Annotated in this window: 21 protein-coding genes; 9 read left to right on the top strand and 12 right to left on the bottom strand. The window is 66.6% G+C overall.

Annotation, left to right across the window (positions count from 1 at the left end):
• The first annotated feature begins 44 nt into the window (after window positions 1-44).
• Window positions 45-1,619, top strand: a complete 1,575-nt coding sequence (locus AC2IR1_RS02180; protein WP_486474643.1) for a gamma-glutamyltransferase family protein — start codon at window positions 45-47, stop codon at window positions 1,617-1,619.
• Window positions 1,620-1,703: 84 nt separating this feature from the next.
• Here the strand turns inward: AC2IR1_RS02180 and hspQ are convergent, their stop codons facing one another.
• Window positions 1,704-2,030 carry a heat shock protein HspQ gene (gene hspQ, locus AC2IR1_RS02175; RefSeq protein WP_486476356.1) on the bottom strand — a complete coding sequence of 109 codons (327 nt, stop codon included), beginning with the start codon at window positions 2,028-2,030 and terminating at the stop codon, window positions 1,704-1,706.
• Window positions 2,031-2,116: 86 nt separating this feature from the next.
• On the opposite strand from hspQ, the gene AC2IR1_RS02170 reads away from it, so the two are divergent.
• A complete protein-coding gene (locus tag AC2IR1_RS02170; protein WP_486474642.1) occupies window positions 2,117-2,998 on the top strand; it encodes an AEC family transporter in 882 nt (293 codons plus the stop codon).
• A gap of 98 nt (window positions 2,999-3,096) precedes the next feature.
• Window positions 3,097-3,678: a transglycosylase SLT domain-containing protein gene (locus tag AC2IR1_RS02165; RefSeq protein WP_486474641.1), complete on the top strand. Its 582-nt coding sequence runs from the start codon at window positions 3,097-3,099 to the stop codon at window positions 3,676-3,678.
• 66 nt (window positions 3,679-3,744) lie between these two features.
• Here AC2IR1_RS02165 and AC2IR1_RS02160 read toward each other — a convergent pair whose 3' ends face one another.
• The 4 genes from AC2IR1_RS02160 to AC2IR1_RS02145 form a co-directional block, all read right to left on the bottom strand.
• Complete coding sequence (locus AC2IR1_RS02160; protein WP_486474640.1) at window positions 3,745-4,350, bottom strand: LolA family protein; 606 nt, start codon at window positions 4,348-4,350, stop codon at window positions 3,745-3,747.
• A 172-nt stretch (window positions 4,351-4,522) separates the two neighbouring features.
• Window positions 4,523-7,900, bottom strand: coding sequence for a DNA translocase FtsK 4TM domain-containing protein (locus AC2IR1_RS02155; protein ID WP_486474639.1), 3,378 nt, complete (start codon window positions 7,898-7,900; stop codon window positions 4,523-4,525).
• Window positions 7,901-7,915: 15 nt separating this feature from the next.
• Window positions 7,916-9,094 carry an aminotransferase class I/II-fold pyridoxal phosphate-dependent enzyme gene (locus tag AC2IR1_RS02150; RefSeq protein ID WP_486474638.1) on the bottom strand — a complete coding sequence of 393 codons (1,179 nt, stop codon included), beginning with the start codon at window positions 9,092-9,094 and terminating at the stop codon, window positions 7,916-7,918.
• Between the two features lie 156 nt (window positions 9,095-9,250).
• A complete protein-coding gene (locus tag AC2IR1_RS02145; RefSeq protein ID WP_486474637.1) occupies window positions 9,251-10,585 on the bottom strand; it encodes an amidase in 1,335 nt (444 codons plus the stop codon).
• A 149-nt stretch (window positions 10,586-10,734) separates the two neighbouring features.
• Here AC2IR1_RS02145 and AC2IR1_RS02140 point away from each other — a divergent pair, with 149 nt between their 5' ends.
• Complete coding sequence (locus tag AC2IR1_RS02140) at window positions 10,735-11,961, top strand: UbiH/UbiF/VisC/COQ6 family ubiquinone biosynthesis hydroxylase (protein ID WP_486474636.1); 1,227 nt, start codon at window positions 10,735-10,737, stop codon at window positions 11,959-11,961.
• A 171-nt stretch (window positions 11,962-12,132) separates the two neighbouring features.
• On the opposite strand, the gene AC2IR1_RS02135 is transcribed toward AC2IR1_RS02140, so the two are convergent.
• From AC2IR1_RS02135 to trxA, 3 genes are read right to left on the bottom strand one after another with little or no spacing between them, the layout of a single operon-like run.
• Window positions 12,133-12,336, bottom strand: a complete 204-nt coding sequence (locus AC2IR1_RS02135; protein WP_486474635.1) for a Trm112 family protein — start codon at window positions 12,334-12,336, stop codon at window positions 12,133-12,135.
• Entirely contained in the window at window positions 12,333-12,977 is a 645-nt protein-coding gene (locus AC2IR1_RS02130; RefSeq protein WP_486474634.1) for an LON peptidase substrate-binding domain-containing protein, read from the bottom strand. Before AC2IR1_RS02130 ends, AC2IR1_RS02135 begins: the two co-directional genes overlap by 4 nt.
• A gap of 42 nt (window positions 12,978-13,019) precedes the next feature.
• Entirely contained in the window at window positions 13,020-13,937 is a 918-nt protein-coding gene (trxA, locus tag AC2IR1_RS02125) for a thioredoxin (protein ID WP_486474633.1), read from the bottom strand.
• A 390-nt stretch (window positions 13,938-14,327) separates the two neighbouring features.
• Here trxA and AC2IR1_RS02120 point away from each other — a divergent pair, with 390 nt between their 5' ends.
• Complete coding sequence (locus AC2IR1_RS02120) at window positions 14,328-15,743, top strand: hypothetical protein (RefSeq protein WP_486474632.1); 1,416 nt, start codon at window positions 14,328-14,330, stop codon at window positions 15,741-15,743.
• 140 nt (window positions 15,744-15,883) lie between these two features.
• Here the strand turns inward: AC2IR1_RS02120 and AC2IR1_RS02115 are convergent, their stop codons facing one another.
• Window positions 15,884-16,672 (bottom strand): exodeoxyribonuclease III, encoded by a 789-nt coding sequence (locus tag AC2IR1_RS02115; RefSeq protein ID WP_486474631.1) that lies wholly within the window; start codon window positions 16,670-16,672, stop codon window positions 15,884-15,886.
• Between the two features lie 196 nt (window positions 16,673-16,868).
• On the opposite strand from AC2IR1_RS02115, the gene AC2IR1_RS02110 reads away from it, so the two are divergent.
• Complete coding sequence (locus AC2IR1_RS02110; protein ID WP_486474630.1) at window positions 16,869-17,168, top strand: hypothetical protein; 300 nt, start codon at window positions 16,869-16,871, stop codon at window positions 17,166-17,168.
• Window positions 17,165-18,796 carry a methyl-accepting chemotaxis protein gene (locus AC2IR1_RS02105; RefSeq protein WP_486474629.1) on the top strand — a complete coding sequence of 544 codons (1,632 nt, stop codon included), beginning with the start codon at window positions 17,165-17,167 and terminating at the stop codon, window positions 18,794-18,796. Before AC2IR1_RS02110 ends, AC2IR1_RS02105 begins: the two co-directional genes overlap by 4 nt.
• 332 nt (window positions 18,797-19,128) lie before the next feature.
• Here the strand turns inward: AC2IR1_RS02105 and AC2IR1_RS02100 are convergent, their stop codons facing one another.
• On the bottom strand, window positions 19,129-19,815 hold the full coding sequence (locus AC2IR1_RS02100) for a response regulator transcription factor (RefSeq protein ID WP_486474628.1): 687 nt from the start codon (window positions 19,813-19,815) through the stop codon (window positions 19,129-19,131).
• Between the two features lie 171 nt (window positions 19,816-19,986).
• Between AC2IR1_RS02100 and ribA the strand changes: the two genes are divergently transcribed.
• Complete coding sequence (ribA, locus tag AC2IR1_RS02095) at window positions 19,987-21,078, top strand: GTP cyclohydrolase II (protein ID WP_486474627.1); 1,092 nt, start codon at window positions 19,987-19,989, stop codon at window positions 21,076-21,078.
• Window positions 21,078-21,587, top strand: a complete 510-nt coding sequence (locus AC2IR1_RS02090; protein WP_486476355.1) for a L,D-transpeptidase family protein — start codon at window positions 21,078-21,080, stop codon at window positions 21,585-21,587. Before ribA ends, AC2IR1_RS02090 begins: the two co-directional genes overlap by 1 nt.
• Before the next feature lie 340 nt (window positions 21,588-21,927).
• Here the strand turns inward: AC2IR1_RS02090 and AC2IR1_RS02085 are convergent, their stop codons facing one another.
• Window positions 21,928-22,590: a YggS family pyridoxal phosphate-dependent enzyme gene (locus AC2IR1_RS02085; RefSeq protein ID WP_486474626.1), complete on the bottom strand. Its 663-nt coding sequence runs from the start codon at window positions 22,588-22,590 to the stop codon at window positions 21,928-21,930.
• A 139-nt stretch (window positions 22,591-22,729) separates the two neighbouring features.
• On the bottom strand, window positions 22,730-23,542 hold the full coding sequence (locus AC2IR1_RS02080; protein ID WP_486474625.1) for a porin: 813 nt from the start codon (window positions 23,540-23,542) through the stop codon (window positions 22,730-22,732).
• Window positions 23,543-23,717: the final 175 nt, after the last annotated feature.

Here is a 23,717-nt window from a genome sequence, read left to right as displayed (position 1 = left end):
TCCCGATCCCCGGCCGCAGCATCGCCCTCCGAAGAGGAGACTACATGCGCGACCTGCACCTGCCCGGCCGCTCGCCCGTCTGGGCCGAGAACGGCATCTGCGCCACATCCCATCCCATCGCGGCCAACGTGGCCCTGGATCTGCTGAAACAGGGCGGCAACGCGATGGACGCCGCCATCGCCGGGGCCGTCGCCCTGGGCGTCTGTGAACCGCCGATGTGCGGCTTGGGCGGGGATTGCTTTGCCCTGGTGAAACCCGCCGGCAGTGCCGAGGTCCTGTCCTACAACGGCTCCGGCCGGGCTGCGGCCGGTACCGATGCCGCCGCGATGCGCGCGGCCGGCCTGACGGCGATGCCCTCCGGTGACGCGCGCTCGGTCACCATCCCGGGCGCGGTCGCTGCCTTCGACGCGATGTCGGCGCTTTGGGGCCGCCTTGGCCTGGCCGACAGCCTGGCCCCGGCAATCGGCTACTACGACCGTGGCGTGCCCGCTCACGCCAGGGTGGCGCATGATTTCCGCTCTGCCGCCGGCTGCCTTGACGCCAATGCCGCACGGTGGCTGACGCCGGGCGGCAAGATCCCCGGCGAAGGGGACCGGATCGCGATGCCCGGCCAGGCAGAGGTGCTGCGCCGCATCGCCCGGGATGGCGCCAGGGCCTTCTACGAAGGCGAGGTCGCGGAAGACATCGTGGCCGCCCTGAAGGCCGCCGGGGGCCCGCAGGAGCTCTCGGATTTCGCAGCCCATTCGGGGGAGCAAACCGACCCGATCCGCGGCACCTACAAGGGGGCCGACCTTTACGAGCATCCGCCGAATGGTCAGGGCGCCACGGCGATCCTGATGCTGAACATGCTGGCGCAGTTCGATCTGTCGTCGATGGCCCCCTTCGGCGCCGATCGCGCCCACTTGGAGGCAGAAGTCGCCAAGCTGGCCTATGCCGCGCGCAACCGGCTGATTTCGGATCCTTCCACCGCCCAGGGGGAGCGCATGCTGGACCCGGCGCTCGCGCAGGAGCTGGCAGCCAGGGTCGACATGTCCCGCGCCCAGCACCCCGGCCCCATGCTGGCTGGCGCACCGCACCGGGACACCGTCTACATCACCGTCGTGGATCGGGACCGCATGGCGGTTTCCCTGATCTACTCTGTCTTCAGCAGCTTTGGATCCGGCATCGGGACCGAGAAGTTCGGTATCGTCCTGCATGACCGCGGATTGGGCTTCACCCTCGAAGAGGGACACGGCAACGAACTCGCCCCCGGCAAGCGCCCCCTGCACACGATCATTCCGGGCATGCTGGCGGAAAACGGGATGCCGAACCTGCCCTTCGGTGTCATGGGCGGGCAATACCAGGCCGCGGGTCATGCCCGCTTCGTCACCAACCTGCGCGACTACGGCCTGTCCCCGCAGGAGGCCATAGATGCCCCGCGCAGCTTCCCGGAAAAGGGGGTTCTGCGCGTCGAACGCGGTTACGCCCCCGAAGTCGCGGCAGAGCTTTCCGCCCGCGGGCATGAGGTGGTCATCCCCGAAACGCCCATCGGCGGCGCCCAGGCGATCCGTATCGACGAAAGGGGCTTCCTGGAAGGCGGATCCGATCCGCGCAAGGACGGCTGCGCCATCGGCTATTGATGGCTGTCGGGGCAAGACCTGCAAGGCAAGGCGCGGCAGACAACCGCAAAGTCCGCCCTTCGGGCGGCCACCCGGCCCGACAGCTCAGTTCAGCTGGAAGTCCAGCGGATAGGTGCCATCGTTGAACGGCCCGAAAAGATCGGGAATGTCGGGATGGTCCACCGGTTCGCCGGAAAGATCCTCGACCAGGTTCTGTTCCGAGACATAGGCCACATAGTAGCTTTGCTCATTCTCGGCCAACAGGTGGTAGAAGGGCTGATCGCGCAGCGGCCTGCTGTCCTCGGGAATGGAATCGTACCATTCCTCGGTATTGCTGAACTCGGCATCCACGTCGAAGACCACCCCCCGGAAGGGGTGCTTCCGATGGCGGACGATCTGGCCCAGATGGTATTTGGCGTTGGTTTTCAGCATCGACTTGCAGCTCATGAGACCCCCTACTAACGTCAATCCCCGGCGGTTGTCCAACCCGTCACGGTAATTTTCGGGGGAAACAGACTGTGAATCTCGTCCTGACAGTGCTGGAGATCACGGCTCCGGTGTTCATCCTCGCCGCCATCGGCTTCACCTGGGTGCGGATGGGATTCGACTACCAGATCGACTTCGTCACCCGCATGGCGATGACCCTGTCGGTCCCCTGCCTGATCTTCACCGCCCTGATGAAAACGGAGATCGACCCTGCCGCCCTGACGGCCCTGTCGCTGGCCGCCGTCGCCGGCTATGGCGCCCTGACCCTGGTGACCGCGCTGGTGCTGAAACTGCTGAAGCTGGAACAGCGCAGCTACCTGTCGCCGCTGATCTTCGGCAACACCGGGAACCTGGGCCTGCCGCTGGCGCTCTTCGCTTTCGGGGAAACCGGGCTGGGCTACGCCGTGGTGGTCTTCGCCGTCATGGCGGTCTGGAGCTTCACCTTCGGCATCTGGGTCGTCTCCGGCGGCGGATCCGTCATCCGTGCCCTGAAGGAGCCGCTCCTTTGGGCGACGATCCTGGGCGGCATCTTCCTGTCGCAGGGCTGGCATACGCCTGTCTTCCTGACCAACACCCTGGAACTGGTGGGTCAGCTTGCGATTCCCCTGATGCTGATCACTCTGGGCGTCGCCGTCGCACGTCTGCATCCCGGCTCGATCAAGCTCGCCTCGGCGCTTTCCGTGCTGAAGATCGTGCTTTGCGTGGCGACCGGATGGATCGTCGGGCGGGCGTTCGGGCTGGATGACGTGGCCTTTGCGGTGCTGGTGATCCAGATTTCCACCCCCGTCGCCGTCACCTCCTACCTGCTGGCCGTGAAATACGGGGCCGACGCGGATGCCGTGGCGGGACTCGTCGTCGTTTCGACCCTGCTTTCGGTTCTCGTGTTGCCGCTGCTCCTCGCTTTCCTTCTCTGATCAGGCGCCTCTCCTGCTCACGGCTTTGCCAGTTTCTCTCTGACACGGCTTCGTGTAGGGTGTGGAAAAAACGAAAAGAGCAGTTCTACGAGAGGCAGATGAGCAGAAAGCTATACGCGCTTCTGGTCGTGCTTGTGGTCGCTTCCTGCGGGGGCGGTCGGGACAGCACGCCCCCGCGCGAACTCGACAACGCATGTTCCATTCTCAGCCAGCGACCGCATTACGAGCGCGCCTTTGCCCGTGCCGAGCGTCGCTGGGGTGTTCCCGTCAATGTCCAGATGGCCGTGATGCACCAGGAAAGCAAATTCGTGGGGAACGCCAAGACCCCGCATCGCTACGCCCTGGGTATCATTCCGCTGGGTCGGCAGAGCTCCGCACAGGGCTACAGCCAGGCCCTGGATGGCACATGGGAAGAATACCAGCGCGAGACCGGCAACCGGTTTGCCCGGCGCAACGACATTGACGACGCGGCCGACTTCATGGGCTGGTACATGGCGGAAAGCACGCTGAGGCTGGGCATCCCGCTGACCGACGCCCGCAACCAGTACCTGGCCTATCACGAAGGTCGCGCGGGCTATGCCCGTGGCTCCTACAGGTCCAAGTCCTGGCTGATTTCCGTGGCGCAGCGCGTCGCGGTGCGTGCGGACCTCTACGCGTCGCAGCTGGCTTACTGCCGCTGACGAAAAAAGGGGGCCAGCAGGCCCCCTTTCTTGCTGTTTTGCCTTGCTGCCCAGGCCTTGCGGCGCTCAGCCGCCGCGCCGCTCCGTCTCGCGCTTGATGCTGAACATCGAGTCGCCCAGGCCGACCCCGGTTTCGAGATCCCCAAGGATCACCGTGGTCTGCGTACCGGCCTCGTCCGTGACAACCCACTGACGCAGCTCCACCGGATCACCGGTGAAGACCAGTTCGATGTGCCCGTATTCCGGGTGGGAGGGATCCTGCGCGCGCACGATGGTCGAAGGGCCTTCTTCGCGATAGTCGGTCACCATGTTGCTGCGGCTCAGGTCGATCCGGTCATCCAGAATCAGCTTCAGCGGCGTGCGGTCCAGACCGTAGGTCTCGGGGCCCCCGTTCGACTTCGGATCGAAAATGGCGACGGCATTGCCCCCCGCCATGACCAGCGCCTCATTCGGCGGATCGTATTCGAAACGCATCCGTCCAGGCCGCTTGATGAACAGCTTGCCGGTGGAAACCGATCCGTCGGAGTTCACCTGGGTGAAGGTCGCCTCGGCGGTCTTCATTCCGTTCATGTAGGCCGACAGATCGGCAAGGGGGATCCGGTCGGCCAGCGCCGGCAGGGCGGTGGCCAGGATCACGGCGGCGGGCGCCAGGATGCGGGTCATCAGTTTCATGGCCAAGATGTAATCTCCGGCAGTCGTTGGTTCCAGATCCAAACGCGGCATGGGCCATCACCGTTCCGTATGCGCCCGAAGGGGCACGCCCCTGCGCCGGAACGTAAAAGGGCGCCCGCCATCCGGCACGCGCCCTTCTGCCATCCGATTTGCCGCCCGAAAGCGGCCCGGGTTACTGTTCCGGCACCAGCACTTCCCGCTTGCCGACGTGGTTGGCCGCACTGACGACACCTTCGTCTTCCATCTGCTCCACGAGGCGCGCAGCCTTGTTGTAACCGATGGCCAGCTTCCGCTGGATGTAGGAGGTGGAACACTTCCGATCCTTGATCACGATCGCGACCGCCTGATCGTAAAGCGCATCCTCGCCATTGGTGTTCCCGCCGGTGTTCAGGCCGAGCACGGCGTCGATATCCGCCGATTTCTCCTCGTCCGGGCCTTCGACCACGCCACCGATGTAATCCGGCGGGCCGTAAGCCTTGAGGTGATTGACGATCTCTTCGACTTCCTCGTCCGACACGAAGGGCCCGTGGCAGCGGGTGATCCGCGCACCGCCGGCCATGTAGAGCATGTCGCCCATCCCCAGCAGCTGCTCGGCGCCCATTTCGCCCAGGATCGTGCGGCTGTCGATCTTCGAGGTCACCTGGAAGGAAATCCGGGTGGGGAAGTTGGCCTTGATCGTGCCGGTGATCACGTCGACCGAGGGGCGCTGCGTGGCCATGATCAGGTGGATTCCGCTCGCACGCGCCATCTGCGCCAGACGCTGGATGCAGGCCTCGATCTCCTTGCCTGCGACCATCATCAGGTCCGCCATCTCGTCGACGATGACGACGATATAGGGCATCTTCTCGGGCTGGATCTCCTCCGTCTCGAAGATCGGGTCGCCGGTCTCCTCGTCGAAGCCGGTCTGCACCGTGCGGGAGAACATCTCTCCCTTCTTCAGGGCCTCGTCGACGCGGCCGTTGTAGCCGTCGATGTTCCGCACGCCCATCTTGGACATCTTGCGGTAACGCTCTTCCATCTCCGCCACGACCCACTTCAGCGCCACGACCGCCTTCTTGGGGTCGGTCACCACGGGCGACAGCAGGTGCGGGATCCCGTCGTAGACCGAAAGTTCCAGCATCTTGGGGTCGATCATGATCAGGCGGCACTCTTCCGGCGTCAGACGGTAGAGCAGCGACAGGATCATCGTGTTGATGGCAACAGACTTGCCCGAACCCGTCGTCCCCGCGATCAGCAGGTGAGGCATCTTGGCCAGGTTGGCGATCATCGGTTCGCCGCCGATGTCCTTGCCAAGCGCCAGGGGCAGCTTCATGTGGCTGTCGCCGTAGTCGCGTGCGGAAAGGATCTCCCGCAGGGCCACCATTTCACGATTGTCGTTGGGCAATTCGATGCCGATCACCGACCGGCCGGGCACGGTGCTGACACGGGCAGACAGGGCGGACATCGAACGCGCGATGTCATCCGCCAGGCCGATGACACGGCTGGCCTTCAGGCCCGGTGCCGGTTCCAGCTCGTACATGGTCACGACCGGGCCGGGACGGACCGAGACGATCTCCCCCTTCACGCCGTAGTCGTCCAGCACCGATTCCAGCATCCGCGCGTTCTGTTCGAGCGCTTCATCGCTGAGGTGATGCCGCTGGATCGTCGAGGGGTTCATCAGCAGGGACAGCGGCGGCAGCTCGTACTCCGCTTCCTTCGGATCGAAGGCAAGCGAGGGCTGGGCCTCCGCCTTTGCGCGGGCAGAGGGCTGCACCGGCTTGCGATCGCCGTGCTGCACGACCTTGCGCGGTTCGGCCACGGGGATCTTCGGCGGGGCAACAGGCTCCGCTCCGACGCGCGGCGGGACACCGAACTCTGCCACCGGATCGTCATCCTCTTCGGCGAAGATGTTTTCGTCACCGGAGTAGTCGCCGTAGTCATCCTGGTAGTCATCCTGCGCCACGTAGGCGCGCGGCGTGACAGCGGCGGCATCCGTCTCCGCGTCATCCGTGTTCAGGGCCGGCGCGGGCGGAATGGCACCGGCATCCTGGTAGCCCCGCGGCTCGTAAAGTTCGGGTTCCGGCAGGTCGCCCGCGAACCCGGCCTCGTAATCATCGCGGTAGCTGTCTTCTGCCATCGGGGCCAGCTGGGGTGCGCCCTGGGGCGCCTCCTCCGGGTAGGATACTTCCTCAGGGTAGGACAGGCCTGCATGGCGGGGATCGGCCCCCCCGAGGCGCGGCATGTGCGGGACTTCCGGCGCCGTCAGCGGCGGCTCCGTCCTTGCATTGGTGCCGCGCGCCTGCGGACGGGAGGTGTCAAGGACCAGCGGCGTCGGCCCACGCTTGAGCAGGCCACGGCGGGGCTGTGCCTCTTGCCGGGGGGCGGGCGCAGGCGCCGCCGGCATCGGTGCGCGACGCGCACGGGACCGGACGACATCGGCGATCTTCGCACGGATCCGCTCATCCGACGGCAGATCCTCTTCACCGGCAGCCATCAGCAGCTCATCATCATCCATTTCGTCCCAGTTGCGGGGCTGTTCGTTGCGGCGCTTCAGGCCAGGCAGCGGCAGACGGCCCAGCAGGCCGGATTTCTGCTCGGGCTCCGGTTCCGGCTGATAGGCAGGCGCGTATTCGGGCACATATTCGGGTTCGTACTCCGGTTCGAAAACCGGGTCGTAGGCGTAGTCATCCTGCGGGATCGGGGCGCGATGAATGACCGGCTCGGACCCGCGCGGCGCGTAGGCCGTCGCGGCATGGGCGGCGGGCTGCGCCATGGTGGGCTGCGGCTCTCCGGCCCAGGGATCCTCGTCCCAGTCGACCACGGCATCCTCGTAGGCATCCCGCTCGGCCCGGCGCCGCTCCGCGCGGGCCTTCAGGCCCTGCCCCGCAGAGCGCGTCGCACTGTTTGCAACGCTGAATGCCCCGACGGCCCCACGGCCCAGGACCCGGCGCAGGAAGGCATAGAAGAGGACGACACCGATCAGGAAAAGACGGAAGCTCTGCCGGATCTCGGCCAGTGTCACACCGGCAACGTAGAACCCCAGGATCAGCGCGGCAGGTCCCATCAGCAGGCCCGCGACCTTCAGCGAACTACCCACGTCCAGCGGCGACAGACCGATCAGCGCCCCCAGGACGGTATCCCCGAAAAGCCCGCCCAGACCAAAGGCATGGGGCCAGCTTTCGGCGGTGTTCAACGTGCCGCCATAGACCGACAGGAGAACGACGAAGACCGGCGCGAAGACCAGCCGGCCAACCGGGGCATCATCCCCGAGGTGCAAACCGAAGCGCACGCCCCAGACCACGGCCAGCGCCGCCAGGGCCCAGCCACCGATGCCGATCACCATGATCACCGGCGCGGCGACCGAAGCCCCGAAGATCCCCAGCCAGTTTTGCGCAGGCGCGTCATTGGCCGACAGCCAGGACGGATCCTGGGGGGAATAGCTGGCCAGCATCGCGCCCAGCATGAGGCCCGCCACCAGCAGGAGCAGCCCCAGCAGTTCCTTGCCACGCTTTTCGATCGCTTCCTGCATGTTGGCATCGAAGAGGGGGTCACGTTTCGTCTGGAAAGCCATGGGCTCCTCTCCTCATCAATCCCAAAGACAGGCGCGCAGCTTCTCCAGCCCCGTCACCATTTCGTCCCGCGGCGCGACCATCGCGACACGGATGTATCCCTTGCCGGGGTTCCCCTCCGGCGTCTCCTTGCTGAGGTAGGCACCGGGCAGGACCCGAACCCCGGTCTCTGTCCAGAGTTTCAGCGCGGCGGCCTCGCCATCCTCGACCGGCAGCCACAGGAAGAAGCCGGCAGCGGGGCCCTGGTAGCCGGGCACACCGCCCAGGACCTGGTCGGCCGCTTGGAACTTCTGCTGATAGAGCGCGCGATTCTCGTCCACGTGGGCCTCGTCCGCCCAGACCCGTTCCGCCACGCGCTGCAGCGGCAGTGGCAATGGTGCGCCGGAATAGGCACGCAGCTGGCGGATGCGGCGGATCGACTGCGGCCCACCGGCCACGAAGCCGGAGCGCAGGCCCGGCAGGTTCGACCTCTTAGACAGCGACTGAAAGATCAGGACGCGTTCGGGATCGGCGCCGACCTCTGCCGCGATTTCGAGGATTCCCGTGGGGGCCTCATCGCGCCAGATTTCGGAATAGCATTCGTCGGCGAAGATCTGGAAATCCCACTTCTCCGCCAGCGCCAGCAGGTCCCGCCAGTAGTCGGCAGAGGCCACGGCGCCCTGCGGGTTGGCGGGGGAACAGATGTAGGCGGCGGCAGTACGGTTCAGAACCTCGTCCGACAGGGAGGCATAGTCGGGCAGGTGCCCAGTTTCCGCGGTGGCCGGCACGAAGACAGGATCGGCCCCGACCGAAATCGCCGAGATCATGTAGACCTGGTAAAACGGGTTCGGGATCAGCACCGCGGGCTTCTGGCCATTCTTCTGCTCTGGGCAGAGGGCCATGCCAACGTTGTAAAGGCCTTCGCGCGTACCGTTCAGCGGCATGACCTGGGTCGCGCCGTCCATCTGCACGCCGTAGCGGCGGGAAATCCAGCCGGTGATCGCGGCCTGCAGTTCAGGCGTGCCGTCATTGGGCGGGTACTTGGCGAATCCCGCAACATTCTCGGCCAGCACCTGGGGGACCCAGGCGGGGAAAGGGTGCTTTGGCTCACCAATCGTCATATGCATGACATCGCCACCAGGCTCGAGATGATCGAGCAGGGCACGCAGACGCGGGAATGCATATTCCGGAAGGTTCGAAAACCGCTCTGGAAACATCTGAAATACTGCCTCTGGATCAGGGTCATAGCGCCCTGTTTGGTCGTGAGCGTACCCCAAAGCGGCATCAGCCGTCCAGCATTGAAGCACTCCGGCAACAGCGATGTTGCAGTGAAACATCGCCGCGGCACGCTGCCGGAGCTTCGCAAAAGGCCGTCAGGCCGCGCGCAGGGCGGCCTCTGCGGCGATTGCGACCCGTGCCAGGGCCTCCTCCGCGAAGGGCCGCCCCATCAGCATGATCCCGCAGGAGGGTTGACCCGTGGGCAGGGAGAAGGCCGGCAGGCCCATCATGTTGCCGACACGCGTGTTGCGCAGCGCCAGCAGGTTCTCCGTCACGTAGTAGCCGTGGTCCGACAGCATCCGCGCCGCATCCGGCGGCAGGATGGGGGAGGTCGGCGCCAGCACCGCGTCAAATTCCGCCATGCGGGCGTGCCATTCCAGCCGGGCAGCCTCCAACGCCTCCCAGGCGGCAACGTAGTCGGGCGCGCTGACCGTCGCGCCGGAGCGGAAACGTTCGAGGATCTCGGGGAACATCTTTTCCGGGGCGGCCTCGATCACCTCCTGCCAAAGACCGTACCCTTCGGAGGCAAAGAGCTTTGCCGACAGGGGCGCAGCGCGGTCGTACTCGGGGGAGGAGACCGGCACGATTTCCGCGCCTGCCTGCTGGAAAATCTCCACCGCGCGGCGGTAGGCGGCCAGCGGTTCGGGCCGGATATCCTCCAACACGTGGTTTTCCAGCGTCGCCAGGCGCATGCCCGTCAGCGACGCACCGGCGAGGTCCGGCACCACCGCGCCCTCCAGCGCCGAAAGCATCAGCACCGCGTCCCGAACGGAACGACAGAGCGGCCCGACGGTATCGAAACGCTTTGCCAGCGGCACCACGCCATCCAGGCTCACCCGGCCAGAGGTCGTCTTGAACCCGACCAGGTCATTCCAGGCCGAAGGGATCCGAACCGACCCGCCGGTGTCCGACCCGACCCCGGCCGCCGCCAGGCCGAAGGCAACGGAAGCCGCGGCCCCGGAGGAGGAGCCACCGGGCACCCAATCCGGGTTGTTCACGTTCGGGGAAGTCGCGGTGATCGGGTTCAGGCCGATGCCCGAAAAGGCCAGCTCCGACATATGCGTCTTGCCGAGGCAGACCAGCCCGGCCTGGCTTGCATTGCGCAGGACCCGCGCATCCTTCGTGGGCACACGCCCTTCCAGCAGGGCAGAGCCCGCTTCGGTTGCCGTGCCCGCACTGTCGAACAGATCCTTCCAGGAGATCGGAACACCGTCCAGCGGATGCAGCCTCGTCCCGGCTCTTGCCCGCGCGGCGGCGGCCGCGGCTTCTTCCAGGGCGCGGTCGGGCGTCGTGCGGGCATAGATCCGCGCGGCCTGCGGATGGGCGTCGATCGCCGACAGGTATGTCTCTGCCAGGGCGACCGGATCGATGCTGCCCTCGCCGATGCCGGAGCCGAGCTCCGCCGCTTCCATCCAGAGCCAGTCCTTCATCGCATGCGCCTTTCCTGCGTCGATCCATCACGTCGTCGCGCGGACGGTAGCGGCAGGCGGGCGCATGGACAATCCCGCCCGAGGGGTCATATTGACAGCAACCCTATTTGGCACCAGCGACGAGGCCCACCCGGGCCGGAGGCATAAAGATGAGCGATACCAGCGACCTGCAGAGCGACCTGTTGATCGTGGGCGGCGGGCTGAACGGCCCCGCCCTGGCCCTGGCGGCGGCGCGCGCGGGCCTGACCAGCACCATCATCGACGCCCAGCCCCGCACCGCGATGGAAGATGCGGCCTTCGATGGGCGCGGCTATGCGCTCGCCATGGCCTCTGTCCGGCTGCTGCGCGCCATCGGCGTCTGGGACGGCATCGCCGCCAACAGCCAGCCGATGCTGGAGATCAAGGTGACCGACGGGCGCGCGGGCGAAGGCCCCTCCCCCTGGTGGCTGCATTTCGATCATGCCGAGATCGAGGAAGGCCCGATGGGCCACATGGTCGAGGATCGCTACCTGCGCCGTGCCCTGCTGGAAGCGGTGGCAGCTGCACCCGAGGTGACGGTCCTGAACGAAGCCACCGTGATCGCGCAGGCGACCGGGCCCGAGGGCGCATCGGTCACCCTGTCGGACGGCACGAACCTGCGTGGGCGCGTGGTGATCGGCTGTGACGGCAAGCGCAGCGGCACCGCCGCACGCGCCGGGATCCGTCGTCACGGCTGGAGCTATGGCCAGACCGCGCTGGTCTGCGCCATCGCCCATGAAAAACCGCACCACGGCGTGGCACACCAGTTCTTCATGCCGCCCGGCCCGCTGGCTATCCTGCCGCTGCCGGGCAACCGGTCCTCCATCGTCTGGAGCGAGACCGACGCCAATGCCCGCGCGATCAATGCCCTGCCCGATGCAGACTATCTGGAGGCGCTGCGCCCCCGCTTCGGCGATTTCCTGGGGGAGATCCACCTGGAAGGCGCCCGGTTTACCTATCCCCTGGGCCTGTCGGTCTGCGAGAAATTCGCCGGCTGGCGGCTGGCCCTGGTGGGCGATGCCGCGCATGGCATGCACCCGATCGCGGGCCAGGGCCTGAACGCCGGGCTGCGCGACGTCGGCGCACTGGCCGAAGTGCTGGAAAAGGCGCGGGAGCGCGGCGAGGATATCGGCGCGCTGGACGTGCTGCAGCGTTACGAGGAATGGCGCCGCTTCGACACCGCAACGCTGGCCCTGGCCACCGACATGACCAACAAGCTGTTCTCGAACGACAATCCGATCCTGAGGGTCGGGCGAGATATCGGGCTTGGCCTGGTCAATCGCCTGCCCGGCCTGCGCCGTGGCTTCATCCGCGAAGCGGCGGGCCTGACCGGGGAACTGCCGGAGCTCATGCGTTAAGGGCAGCGCGGGACGGGGACCGAAGGTGGGTTTTACCCACCCTACGCGGGAGTGCGACGCCTGGCCCCGCCCCGACAGCCCCCGCAATCCGTAGGGTGGGTGCAACCCACCATACCTTGCCGGGGATCGGCAAACATCCTGCGCCACCCAGCCTGACCGCCACCCCGGGGATCAGTCCAGGCGGCGGGCCTCTTCGACCAGCATCACCGGGATCCCGTTGCGGATTGGAAAGGCCAAGTGGGCCGCGTCGGAAATCAGCTCCTCCGCCTCTGCGTCGTAGCGCAGCGTGGTGTGGCTGCGCGGGCAGACCAGCGATTCCAGCATGCGACGGTCAAACAGCGGTGCTGCGGCGGGGGTGATTTCGGTTTCTGTCATTGCAGCAATTCCTGTCCGTCGCCGCCGCGCAGGGCATATTCCAGTAGCGTGACCAGCGTCTCGCGGCGGGTGGTAAGTGACGGCGCCTCCAGCAGCGCCTGCTTTTCATCGGGGGAGAAATTCAGAAGCATCGCCAGGGAGTTGAGCAAAAGCTCATCATCGGCGTCCTGGAGCGTTTCCCAGTCGGTCGAGAGGCCCTGGTCTTCGAAATAGCGCCCGAGGAGATCCATGAAGCGATCACGCTGGAACCCCGGATCCTGTTCGTTCGGGGCCAGGTCGGCCTCGAACCCGGACCAGTCGACGGAAAAGCGTCGGTAGGGAGTAAACCCCTGAACTTCTTCCAGAACCCGGTAGCGGGAGATGCCGGTCAGGGTGACCATGTAGCGCCCATCCTCGGTTTCCGAGAACTGGGTGACCCGCCCGGCACATCCGATGCGGTGCAGCCCGTGATGCGGGTTACCGGGGAGTTCGTTGGGCTGGATCATCCCGATCAGGCGCTGCGGCGTCTTCAGGCAGTCCTCGAACATCGCGAGGTAGCGCGGCTCGAACAGGTGCAACGGCAGCCGGGCGCGCGGCAAGAGCAGTGCGCCCGGAAGGGGAAAGACCGGGATCATGTCCGGCAGATCAGCTGGCGTCATCATGTGAGGGAGTCTAGACCGCATGGGCCGCCGGGAAAGTGCTGATCACGCGAAAATCATGGAGGACAGCTTCCGCCGGCCGTTCAGCACGATCGGATCCTGCGGTTTGAGCGCATCGAAGATCGTGAAAAGCTGCGCCTTTGCAGCGCCTTCGTTCCATTCGCGATCACGGCGGAACAGTTCCAGCAGCTGATCGACAGCCTCCTGCACCTGGCCTGCGGCATGCAGCGCCTGGGCGAGATCATAGCGCGCCTGATAGTCGGAAGGGTCCGCCTCGACCTTGGCGGTCAGCTCTGCCAGGGGGCCGGCATCGGCGGCCTGGCGGGCGAGCTCCAGCTGGGCGTGGGCGGCCTCCAGCTCGGGCGCGGAGGAGATTTCGGCGGGGGCGCCGTTAAGGATCGCCTCGGCCTGGTCGAGATCATCCAGCGCCAGGTAGGCGCGGACGAGACCACCGTAGGCGGGGGCGTTCGCCGGGTCTTCCTGCAGGATCGCGGCGAAGGTCTGGGCCGCGTCGGCTGCGGCGCCTTCGGCCAGCATTTCCTCTGCGGCGGCAACGGCTTCTTCGAGGCCGCCCTCTTCGCCACCGGCCATATCTGCAAGTTTTTCAACGAACTTCTTCACCTCGGAGGGCGGCAGCGCGCCCTGGAAGCCATCGACGGGCTGCCCCTGGAAGAAGGCGTAGACGGTCGGGATCGACTGGACCCGCAGCTGGCCCGCGATCATCTGGTTCTCGTCCACGTTGACCTTGGCCATCTTCACCTTGCCGCCGGCGGCGTTCACGGCCTCTTCGAGGGCCGGGCCGAGCTGACGGCAGGGACCGCACCAGGGCGCCCAGAAGTCAACGATCACAGGGACTTGCTGACTTGCCTCAACGACGTCCTGCATGAAGGTCGCCTCGGTCACGTCCTTGACGTGGCCACCTTCGGCGCCCGCGGGTTGCTGGCCGGTTCCAAGCTCGATCATGGCAGGCTCCTTTGCGAAAATCCTTCCGCCTATATGGACCCTTCGCCCGGGTTTTCCAAGCGCCCGCGGGGATGGTTACCCGACCGCGCGCAGCTGTCGCGTTAACTTTTGGCGCCCCGGAGGCCCCCCGCCCCGCAACCCCATAGGTTAACGCCAAAATCCGACGTCGGTATCGCGTCGGTGTTACGTCGGTATCACGTCGGTATTTTTCGCGGAAACGGCAGAGTGTTAAGGCAGCGTGCGGTCGCCGGTCGGCCCTGGCGCGCCCCAGCTCCCCGGCGACAGCGCGCCCCCGGGGCCAGCCATGCAAGGCATGCCTAGCTGCCACGCGGCAGGCCACCTTGCCTTCCGCCGGGGCAGGCGGCTATCTGGCGGGACGAAAGGCAGTCCATGCGCGCAAAATTCCCCTCCCTTCCCGCCTCGCCGACCCATGACCGGATCACCGGCGTCCTGCTGTGCATCAGCGTGCTTGGCGTCGCCCTGGACAGCTTCATGGGATGGGCCACCGCCGGGCACCTGGCGGAGGCATCGGCGATTGCCGTCATCCTGTGGCTGGCGCCCACGGTGCGCGCCTCGCGGCAGATCTTCGTCCTGCTGGCAGCCGCCCTTTGCATCTACGCCTGGATTGCCAGCGACGAGGCCGGGGCCGTCCTGGAACGCGCGCTGGCGCAGGGCAGCTTCATCCTGGCCTTCTTCTGTGCCCTGGCGACGCTGCGCCATGCCGCCGAACTTTCCGAAAGCTTCACCCGCGCCGCCGTCTTCCTGGCCCAGCAACCGCCGGGCCGGCGCTACACCGCGCTGACCGTGGGCGCGCAGGTCTTCGCCCTGGTGCTGAACTACGGCGCGATTTCCCTGCTGGGCACCATGGCGCGCAGCTCCGCCAGGAGCGAGCCGGACCCGGAGATCGCCAAGATCCGGACCCGCCGCATGCTGCTGGCCGTGCAGCGGGGCTTTGCCGCCTCCCTGTGCTGGTCGCCGCTGGCGCTGGCCATCGTGATTTCCACCGTCGTCGTCCCCGGCGCCAGCTGGGGCATGGTCGTCCTGCCGTCGCTGATGACCGCCGCGCTGATGACCGGGATCGGCTTCGCCCTGGACCGCGCGTTCAAGCCGAAGCTGCGCCCGGGGCAGAGACCCGCCCCCGCCACCACCGACAACGGCGGGCCGAAGGTACTGCTGCCGGTGCTTGGGCTCCTGCTGCTGATCGCCCTGCCGGTCGTGCTGATCCATTTCGGCAACGGCCTGCCCGCGTCGCGGATCGTGCTGGCCGTGGTGCCGGTGATCGCCGCCCTGTGGATCTGGCGCATGGGTCCCGCGGGCCGGCGCGGGCGCTACCTGGGCGAACATGCCGGGGCCTTCGTTTTCAGTGAACTGCCGGCGCTGCGATCCGAGATCGTGCTGCTGACCACCGCCGGCTTCCTGGGCACCGGGGCGGGCACGCTTCTGGCGCCGCTGATCGCCGCCACCGGCCTGGACCTGGCGCAGCTGCCGGTCTGGCTTCTGCTGATCCTGCCGATCTGGCTGATCCCGCTGGGCGGCCAGATCGGGATGAACCCGATCCTCTTCGTGTCGCTGTTCGGGCCGCTTCTGCCCGCGCCGGAGGTGCTGGGCATTTCGCCGGTGCCGATGGTTCTGGCGCTGACCGGAGGCTGGGCGATGTCCGGGGTGACCTCTCCCTTCACCGCATCCGTCATGCTGACGGCGCGGCTGGGCGACATGTCGGTGAAGGAAGTCAGCCAGACCTGGAACGGGCCCTACGTGATCCTGCTGGGGCTTGCCCTGTCGGTCTGGGTCGTCGTGCTGGCCTGAGGCACCCGGTTTCGCGGCTGTTTTTGCGGCCGTTTTGCGAATGTCCGAAACGCCTGTCTTCGCGGACAGGTCACGCCCCCGCGCCCTCGTCCCGACGGCGCCGGGGCGGCCCGCGTCACATCACCTGCGGAAGAGCCGGATCAGAGATCGAAGGTGGCGAAGACCGGCGCGTGGTCCGAGGGTTGCTCCCAACCGCGCGCGGCCCGCAGCACGCGCGAGCCATGTGCGGCGCCCGAGATATCCGGCGTGGCCCAGACGTGATCCAGCCGGCGCCCCTTGTCCGCCGCGTTCCAGTCGGGGGAGCGGTAGGACCACCAGGAGTAGAGGTTGCCCTGGGGGATGTCCTGCCGGGTGACATCGACCCAGCCGCCGGCATCCTGCGTCTGGGCAAGGTGTTCGACCTCGATCGGCGTATGGCTGACGATCTTCAGCAGTTTCTTGTGATCCCAGACGTCATCTTCGCGCGGGGCGATGTTGAGATCACCGACGAGGATCGCCTTTTCCGGCGTCTCGGCATGGAACCAGTCGCGCATCCCGGTCAGGTAGTCGAGCTTCTGACCGAACTTCACGTTGATTTCGCGGTCGGGCTTGTCGCCGCCGGCGGGGACGTAGAAGTTGTGGATCGTCACCCCGTTTTCCAGCCGCCCGGCGATATGACGGGCATGGCCGAGGTCCGCGAAGTCCTGCGATCCCGCTTCCTCCATCGGCAGCTTCGACAGGATGGCGACCCCGTTGTAGCCCTTCTGCCCGCGCGCGACCATGTGGGTGTAACCAAGGGCATGGAAGCGTTCGAGGGGGATCTTCTCCACCGGGGATTTGCATTCCTGCAGGCACAGGACATCGGGCAGCTCCTGTTCCATCAGCTGACACACCAGCGCCTCCCGCAGGCGGACCGAGTTGATGTTCCAGGTGGCGAGGGTGAAGGACATGAGCGGTTCCTGTGCTGCGGTCGCGTTGCCCTTCGCTAGCATCCGGAGGGGCGGATTGGAAGCGGAGCAGCGCAGGGCGGGTCGAATTTGTTCACCTTATGTTCACATACGCATGGCGAAACGGCAAGAACAACTGCGCCATTAACGCGGCAGCAAGGGAATGCGCTTATCGGAAGGGGAAGAAGGAGGCCGCCCGGTGCAGACCCTGCAGATCGCCATCACCATTCTCTTCCTGTCCCTGTCGGGACCGGTGCTGTCGGTCCTGTCCCTGCCGCAGGTCAGCCACGGGCTCGTCCTGGTGCTGTCTCCGCCCTGGACCGACCGGGAGGCCGAGATCGAGGCCGCGGGCGGACGGGGCATCGGCCTGCGCCGGGCACCTCTGGGCACGCTGGCACAGGCCGACCAACCCGATTTCGCGGCGCGCCTGCGTGCCGCCGCCCCTGTGCTCGTCCTCGACGGACGCGCGCTCGCATCCCTTTGCGGAGTTAACGGATGACCTACGACAACTCTGATTTCGGCCAGGCGCGCACCCGGGCCACGCAGCGCATCTTCCAGCTGGCACTGCTGCTCGTACCGCTGGCGCCGCTGGCGGCCCTGATGGCCGGCAACAGCCTGCTGCCTGCAGGCATCTTCGCGGTGGCGACGGCAGGGATCGCGGGGTTCGGCATGATGACGGGCGGGGCGAAGGGGCGGATCCTGGCCGGGCTGGGCCTGATCGGGCAGGCCATGGCGGTGACCGCCGCGCTGGCGGGCCATCCCTGGCAGATCGATTCCCACATGCTGTATTTCGCCCTGCTGGCGGTCACCATGCTGATGGCCGATGCCCGGGTCATCCTGGCCGGTGCCGCCGTCATCGCCCTGCACCACCTGGTTTTGTCCATCGCGCTGCCGGCGGTCCTGTACCCCTCGGCCGACCTTCTGACGAACCTGCTGCGCACCGGGGTGCATGGCGCCATCGTCACGCTGGAAGCCGGGGTACTGTTCTACGCGATCCAGCAGCGTCACGCTCTGGATGCCGCCGTGCGGGAGGCCAACCAGAGCACCGCCGCCGCGGCGGAACGCGAGCACCGCATGCAGCAACAGGCGGCAGGCGTGCAGGAAAAGGTCGTGCACCGCCTGGGAGAGGCGCTGACCCGGCTGGCCCGCCGCGACCTGTCGGTCAATATCGACGACGCCTTCGATCCCGAACACGACACACTGCGACAGAACTTCAACCACGCGATTTCCGAGCTGCGCGGCACCGTGCAGCAGGTCATCCGCAACGCCCGTGCCGTGTCCGAAGATGCCGATGCCATCGCCAATGCCTCCAACAACCTGGCGCAACGCACCGAACGGCAGGCGGCCTCCCTTCAGGACACCGCCACCGCCATCCAGGAAATCAACTCCAACGTCCGGTCCACTGCAGAGGCGGCACGCAGCGCCTCCGAGGTCGCGGACGAGGCCCAGGCGCGCTCCGCCGCGTCCAACGATGTGGTGCGGCGCACGGTGACGGCCATGGCCGCGATCGAAAGCTCCTCGTCCGAGATCCACAAGATCATCCAGGTGATCGAGGATATCGCCTTCCAGACCAACCTGCTGGCCCTGAACGCCGGGGTCGAAGCCGCGCGGGCGGGCGAAGCCGGTCGTGGCTTCTCCGTCGTGGCGACGGAAGTGCGGGCCCTGGCTGCGCGCTCCTCCACCTCGGCCCGGGAAATCTCGGAATTGATCCAGAAGAGCTCCGAACATGTGAAGAGCGGGGTATCGCTGGTGAACGAGACCGGGACGGCGCTGAAGAACATCGCCGAGGCAGTGTCCGGCGTGGCGGAACTGGTTTCGCGCATCGCCTCTTCGGCGAACGAGCAGTCGGGCTCGATCGCGCTGATCGACCAGACGATGAAGGAGCTGGACCAGGTGACCCAGCAGAATGCGGCGATGTTCGAAGAAACGAACGCCGCCTCTTCGGCGTTGAACCGTGAGGCAGAGGAGTTGTCCACGCTGATGCTGCGCTTCCAGACCGGCGAGGAACAGAGCTTTGCCGACGGGGCCATCGGGTTCTTTGGCAACAAGGCCGCGAAGCCGGTGAAGAAGGTGGCGGTCAATGCCGCCCCGCCCCCCGCCGCCAGCGATGAGTGGAGCGAATTCTGACCGCCCTGCCCCGCCGTTCCGACGCCCCGCGCCGCGGGATGCCCGGGCACGAAAGGCGACAAGGCCGGCCGCATCGACCTGGGCAGGAACGGGATAGGGACGGCGCCACACCGGGCCGGATCGGCGCGCCATAGGGAACAAGATCCGGCGAAGTGCCCGGCCTGTGGTCAAAAAAAGGCCCGGGTCAAGCCCGGGCCAGTCCAACAGGGAGGTGCATATCAAACCCGGATATGCGCGGGATGGTTCCCGTGAAAGTTGCACGGGCCTTGTCTTCTGACTACATCGCCCGGAGTTCGGGCGAAAGTCCGGAATACCCTACGCTGCCGTTTATTTCAGGCAACAAGCCGATATCCGCCGCTTTCCGTCACGAGGAGACGGGAGTTGGAGGGGTCGGGTTCGATCTTTTGACGCAGGCGATAGATGTGGGTTTCCAGCGTGTGCGTGGTGACACCGGCGTTGTATCCCCAGACCTCGTGCAGCAGGACATCACGCGGCACCACGCTTTCGGTCGAGCGATAGAGATACTTCAGGATGTTGGTTTCCTTCTCGGTCAGGCGGATCTTCTTTTCGTCCTCGGTGACGAGCAGTTTCATCGCCGGGCGGAAGCTGTACGGCCCGAGCTGGAAGACGGCATCCTCGCTCTGTTCATGCTGCCGCAGCTGGGCGCGGATGCGGGCCAGAAGCACGGGGAACTTGAAGGGCTTGGTGACGTAGTCATTGGCCCCGCTGTCGAGGCCGAGGATGGTGTCGGCATCGGAATCATGGCCCGTCAGCATCAGGACCGGGCTCTTCACGCCCTGTTTGCGCATCAGGCGGCAAAGCTCCCGTCCATCGGTGTCCGGCAGGCCCACGTCCAGGATGACGAGGTCGAAAAGGCCTTCGCGGACCTTCTGCATCGCCTCGTTGCCGGAGCCCGCTTCGAAGACGTCGAAGTCTTCCGTCATGACGAGCTGTTCGCTGAGCGCCTCGCGCAGGTCGTCGTCGTCGTCGACCAGCAGGATCTTCTTGAGTTGCGCCATCGTTGCTGTCTCCGCTTGAGAATTCAATGATCTGACAAGGAGATGGACGGCCCCCGGCAGATCGGCAAGATATGCTGCAATCTTCTCACGCTCTCGTGTCGATATGGCGGGAAATGTTTCAAACCTGACAGGGACAGGCTATGGGAAGCGGACTTTCAGAGGAACCCGGCCATGAGTCTTGCCCCCGACATCACCGAACGCCTGGCCCGTGCGCGCACGGATCTGCGCATGGGGGTGCCGGTGGTGCTGCAGGCCCATGGCGGCGGGGCGCTGATCCTGGCGGCGGAGACGCTGACGAAAGCGCGGCTGACGGAGCTGAAGGCGCTGCCGGGCACGGCGGAGCTGGCGCTGACGGCGCGGCGGGCCGAGACGCTGAAGGCGCGGCCCTATGACGGCGACCTGGCGCGGCTGCCCCTGCCAGAGGATGCGGATCCGCTTTGGGTGCAGGCGCTGGCCGACCCGGCGGATGACCTGCGCCACCCGATGAAGGGGCCCCTGATGGCGCTGCGGACCGGCGACCCGGCCCTGGCGCGGATCGCGCTGAAGCTGGCCAAGACCGCGCGGCTGCTGCCCGCCGCCCTGCTGCTGCCGCTGGACGATCCGGCGGGCATGGCGCGGGCCAGCGACCTGACACTGGTGCCGGCCGATGACGCGGCGCTGCACCTAGGCCGGTTCAGCCCGATGCGATCCGTCGTGTCCGCCCGGCTGCCGATCCAGGTGTCGGAGGCCGGCCGCCTGCATGTGTTCCGCCCCGAGGATGGCGGCGAAGAGCATTACGCGGTGGAGATCGGCCGCCCGCCGCGCGACAAGCCGGTGCTGGCGCGGCTGCATTCGGCCTGTTTCACCGGCGACGTCCTGGGCTCTCTCAAGTGCGATTGCGGGCCGCAGCTGCATGCCGCCCTCGGCCAGATGGGCAGCGAGGGGGCGGGTGTGCTGCTGTACCTCAACCAGGAGGGGCGCGGCATCGGCCTGGCCAACAAGATGCGGGCCTATTCGCTGCAGGACCAGGGGTTCGACACGGTGGAGGCCAATCACCGGCTGGGCTTCGAGGATGACGAGCGCGACTTCCGCCTGGGCGCCGAACTGCTGCAGCGGCTGGGCTTCGGCGCAGTGCGGCTGCTGACGAACAACCCGCGCAAGATCGCCATGATGGAAAAGGCGGGCGTGCAGGTGGTGGAACGGGTGCCGCTGAAGGTGGGCGAGAACGCCTACAACCGCGCCTACCTGGCCACCAAGGCCCGCAAGTCGGGGCACCTGCTGTGATCCGCGCCCGGCTGACCCCTGCGGGGCTGCGCGTCGGGCGGCAGATCTACCCGTGCAGCATCGGCCGCGGCGGGCTGTCCGGGACGAAACGGGAAGGCGATGGCGCGACGCCCCTGGGGGTGCACCGGGTGGGGGAGCTCTGGTACCGGGCCGACCGCATGGCCCGGCCCGCACCCTGGGCCCACCCCATCGGGCCGGGCGACCTGTGGTGCGATGCCGGCGATCATCCCGACTACAACCACCACGTCCGCGCGCCCTTCGCCGCCAGTCACGAGGTGATGCGCCGCGCCGATCCGATGTACGACCTTGTCTTCGTGCTGGACTGGAACTGGCCCGAGGCGGAGCCGGGGCGCGGATCGGCGATCTTCCTGCACCAGTGGCGCCGCCCGCTTTTCCCCACCGCAGGCTGCCTTGCCCTGCGCCGCGACCACCTGCGGCAGGTGGCACGGGTGCTTTGCCCCGGGGCGGAGATCGAGGTTCCGGCGCTTGGCGGGATGATGCGGGGCTGAGACAGCCGGGGGACGTGGCGGGTGGTTTGGAGGGACGGTGGATTGGCATCCACCCTACGGGGCGGCGGCCTGTGCAGCGGGCAGAACGCCTTTGGGCCTGGCCTCGGGCCCGTGGATTGCTTTGGGGGCGAAGGTTTTGAGATGACAGGGGGAGTTGCGGATGCCGGGGGCGGCGGACGGTGGATTGGCATCCACCCTACGGGCGTGCGCACGCCACGCAGGCCGGTTTTGGCGTGTCCCCAACTCTTTCACTGGGGCGAAAATACTCCGGGGGAGTCTCCGGCACGGAGACGGGGGCGGAGCCCCCTTCTCTTTCCCAACGGCCCCCCTCCCGCCTGGTTCAGGCGGGGGTATAGCCTTCGCGCTGACCGAAGATGGCGGAGCCCACGCGCACATGGGTTGCGCCGAAGGAAATCGCCTTCTCGAAATCGCCGGACATGCCCATCGACAGGCCCTTGAGCCCGTTCCTTTCGGCGATCTTCGCCAGCAGGGCGAAATGCAGGCTGGCCTCTTCCTCCACCGGCGGGATGCACATCAGCCCCTCCACCGCGAGGGAGAGGTCACGGCATTCGGCGATGAAGGCATCGGCATCGGCGGGCAGGATGCCGGCCTTCTGCTCCTCCTCCCCGGTGTTCACCTGGATGAAGAGACGCGGGCAGTGGCCGGTTTCATCCGCGATGCGGGCGATGGTCCGGGCGAGCTTGGGACGGTCGACCGAATGGATCGCCTGGGCCAGCTCCATCGCCTGCCGGGCCTTGTTGGTCTGCAGCGGGCCGATGATGTGCAGCTCCACCTCTCCGAATTCGGCGCGGAAGTCGGGCCATTTGGAGGCAGCCTCCTGCACCTTGTTCTCTCCGAAGACGCGCTGCCCCTCTTCCAGGACGGCGCGGACCCGGTCCAGCGGCTGAACCTTGGACACGGCGATCAGGGTCACGTCGGCGGGATCACGGCCGGCCTCGGCGCAGGCCTTGGCGATGCGGGTGCGGATTTCGGTGAGGGACATGGGGGCTCCTTTCCTGCGCGGCCAAGGAACATCAAAGCGGCGGGAAAGGGAAGAGGCCGCCGCGGCATCGCGGGGCCCGAAAAGCAAGAAGGGCGAGCCTGAGGCTCGCCCTTCCCAATTCCATAGACCGTGAGGTCTATTAGAAGGACATGGTCACGCCGAAGTCGGCAACGGTCTCGTCGTCCTTGGAGCCCAGGCCACCTGCGACTGCCAGGCCGGAGCCCAGGTCGTAGGAAGCGCCGACGCCGTAGTCGTCTTCGGAGCCGTCGGAACCGGAGTAGATGAAGGTGACGGTCAGGTCGCCTGCGGTGTAGGCAACGGAGCCGCCGATGCCGGTGTAGGAACCGTCAGCGTAGGTCAGGCCCAGAGCGATGTCGCCCATGGTGTAGCCCAGGTCAACGATGGTTTCGTCGACGGAAGCGGTTTCACCGTAGCCGATGCCGAAGGCCAGGCCGGAGAAGTCGCCGGAGAAGCTGATCGCCCAGTCGTCGGAAGCGGAGTCGAAGGACGCCGCGAAGCCGAAGTCACCCATCTCGTAGGAGATTGCGACGTCGTGGGAGCCGTAGGACAGAGCGCCTTCAACGTCGTCGTCCAGGCCGATGCCGTCGAAGCCGGCGTCTGCCAGGTTGGAGATGTCGTGCGCTTCGCCGATGTCACCGATGGTCAGGGTCAGGCCGCCGGAGGAGATGTAGACTTCGGGGTCGAAGGAGCCCGGGTCCTGGGTGTTGGCGGAATCGACGGAGGAGGCGTCCAGGTCGATGGAGGCGCCGAATTCGATGCCGGAGTCGGTGGTCGCGGATGCGTTCAGGCCGAAGTCCAGTTCGTTCTTCACGATGGTGTCGGTACCATCGTAGAAGACGCCCATGTTGGCGGATGCGACGGCAACGACGTCAGCGGAGGCGGCGCCGGCGGTGACGACCAGTGCGGTGGTCGCGAAGAGAATCTTTTTCATAGTGTTTCCCTCGGTTTCTCAGTCTGCCCCAAAACGGAGAATCCGCATTGGGTATGCCAAGGTCTTTCGCTCTTTTTGCCGTTCGTTGGCAAGAAGACCGAATACCGGGTCAGCAACCGGGGGCGGGATTGGTGCAACTCTGCCACAGTGAACCAAGGGGATGCGTAGGGTTCGC

Source organism: Pseudooceanicola sp. NS-SX8, assembly GCF_057380755.1.
Note: the sequence above shows the minus strand (reverse complement) of the source record. Positions and strands in the feature narration are given on the sequence as shown.

Coding starts and splice junctions, on each gene's coding strand:
- AC2IR1_RS02165 (WP_486474641.1), top strand. CDS start 3,097: ATGAGCAGAAAGCTATACGCGCTTCTGGTCGTGCTTGTGGTCGCTTCC.
- AC2IR1_RS02150 (WP_486474638.1), bottom strand. CDS start 9,094: ATGTTTCCAGAGCGGTTTTCGAACCTTCCGGAATATGCATTCCCGCGT.
- trxA (WP_486474633.1), bottom strand. CDS start 13,937: ATGATCGAGCTTGGAACCGGCCAGCAACCCGCGGGCGCCGAAGGTGGC.
- AC2IR1_RS02105 (WP_486474629.1), top strand. CDS start 17,165: ATGACCTACGACAACTCTGATTTCGGCCAGGCGCGCACCCGGGCCACG.
- AC2IR1_RS02160 (WP_486474640.1), bottom strand. CDS start 4,350: ATGAAACTGATGACCCGCATCCTGGCGCCCGCCGCCGTGATCCTGGCC.
- AC2IR1_RS02085 (WP_486474626.1), bottom strand. CDS start 22,590: ATGTCCCTCACCGAAATCCGCACCCGCATCGCCAAGGCCTGCGCCGAG.
- AC2IR1_RS02130 (WP_486474634.1), bottom strand. CDS start 12,977: ATGATGACGCCAGCTGATCTGCCGGACATGATCCCGGTCTTTCCCCTT.
- AC2IR1_RS02145 (WP_486474637.1), bottom strand. CDS start 10,585: ATGAAGGACTGGCTCTGGATGGAAGCGGCGGAGCTCGGCTCCGGCATC.
- AC2IR1_RS02080 (WP_486474625.1), bottom strand. CDS start 23,542: ATGAAAAAGATTCTCTTCGCGACCACCGCACTGGTCGTCACCGCCGGC.
- AC2IR1_RS02140 (WP_486474636.1), top strand. CDS start 10,735: ATGAGCGATACCAGCGACCTGCAGAGCGACCTGTTGATCGTGGGCGGC.
- AC2IR1_RS02120 (WP_486474632.1), top strand. CDS start 14,328: ATGCGCGCAAAATTCCCCTCCCTTCCCGCCTCGCCGACCCATGACCGG.
- AC2IR1_RS02180 (WP_486474643.1), top strand. CDS start 45: ATGCGCGACCTGCACCTGCCCGGCCGCTCGCCCGTCTGGGCCGAGAAC.
- hspQ (WP_486476356.1), bottom strand. CDS start 2,030: ATGCTGAAAACCAACGCCAAATACCATCTGGGCCAGATCGTCCGCCAT.
- AC2IR1_RS02100 (WP_486474628.1), bottom strand. CDS start 19,815: ATGGCGCAACTCAAGAAGATCCTGCTGGTCGACGACGACGACGACCTG.
- AC2IR1_RS02135 (WP_486474635.1), bottom strand. CDS start 12,336: ATGACAGAAACCGAAATCACCCCCGCCGCAGCACCGCTGTTTGACCGT.
- ribA (WP_486474627.1), top strand. CDS start 19,987: ATGAGTCTTGCCCCCGACATCACCGAACGCCTGGCCCGTGCGCGCACG.
- AC2IR1_RS02155 (WP_486474639.1), bottom strand. CDS start 7,900: ATGGCTTTCCAGACGAAACGTGACCCCCTCTTCGATGCCAACATGCAG.
- AC2IR1_RS02115 (WP_486474631.1), bottom strand. CDS start 16,672: ATGTCCTTCACCCTCGCCACCTGGAACATCAACTCGGTCCGCCTGCGG.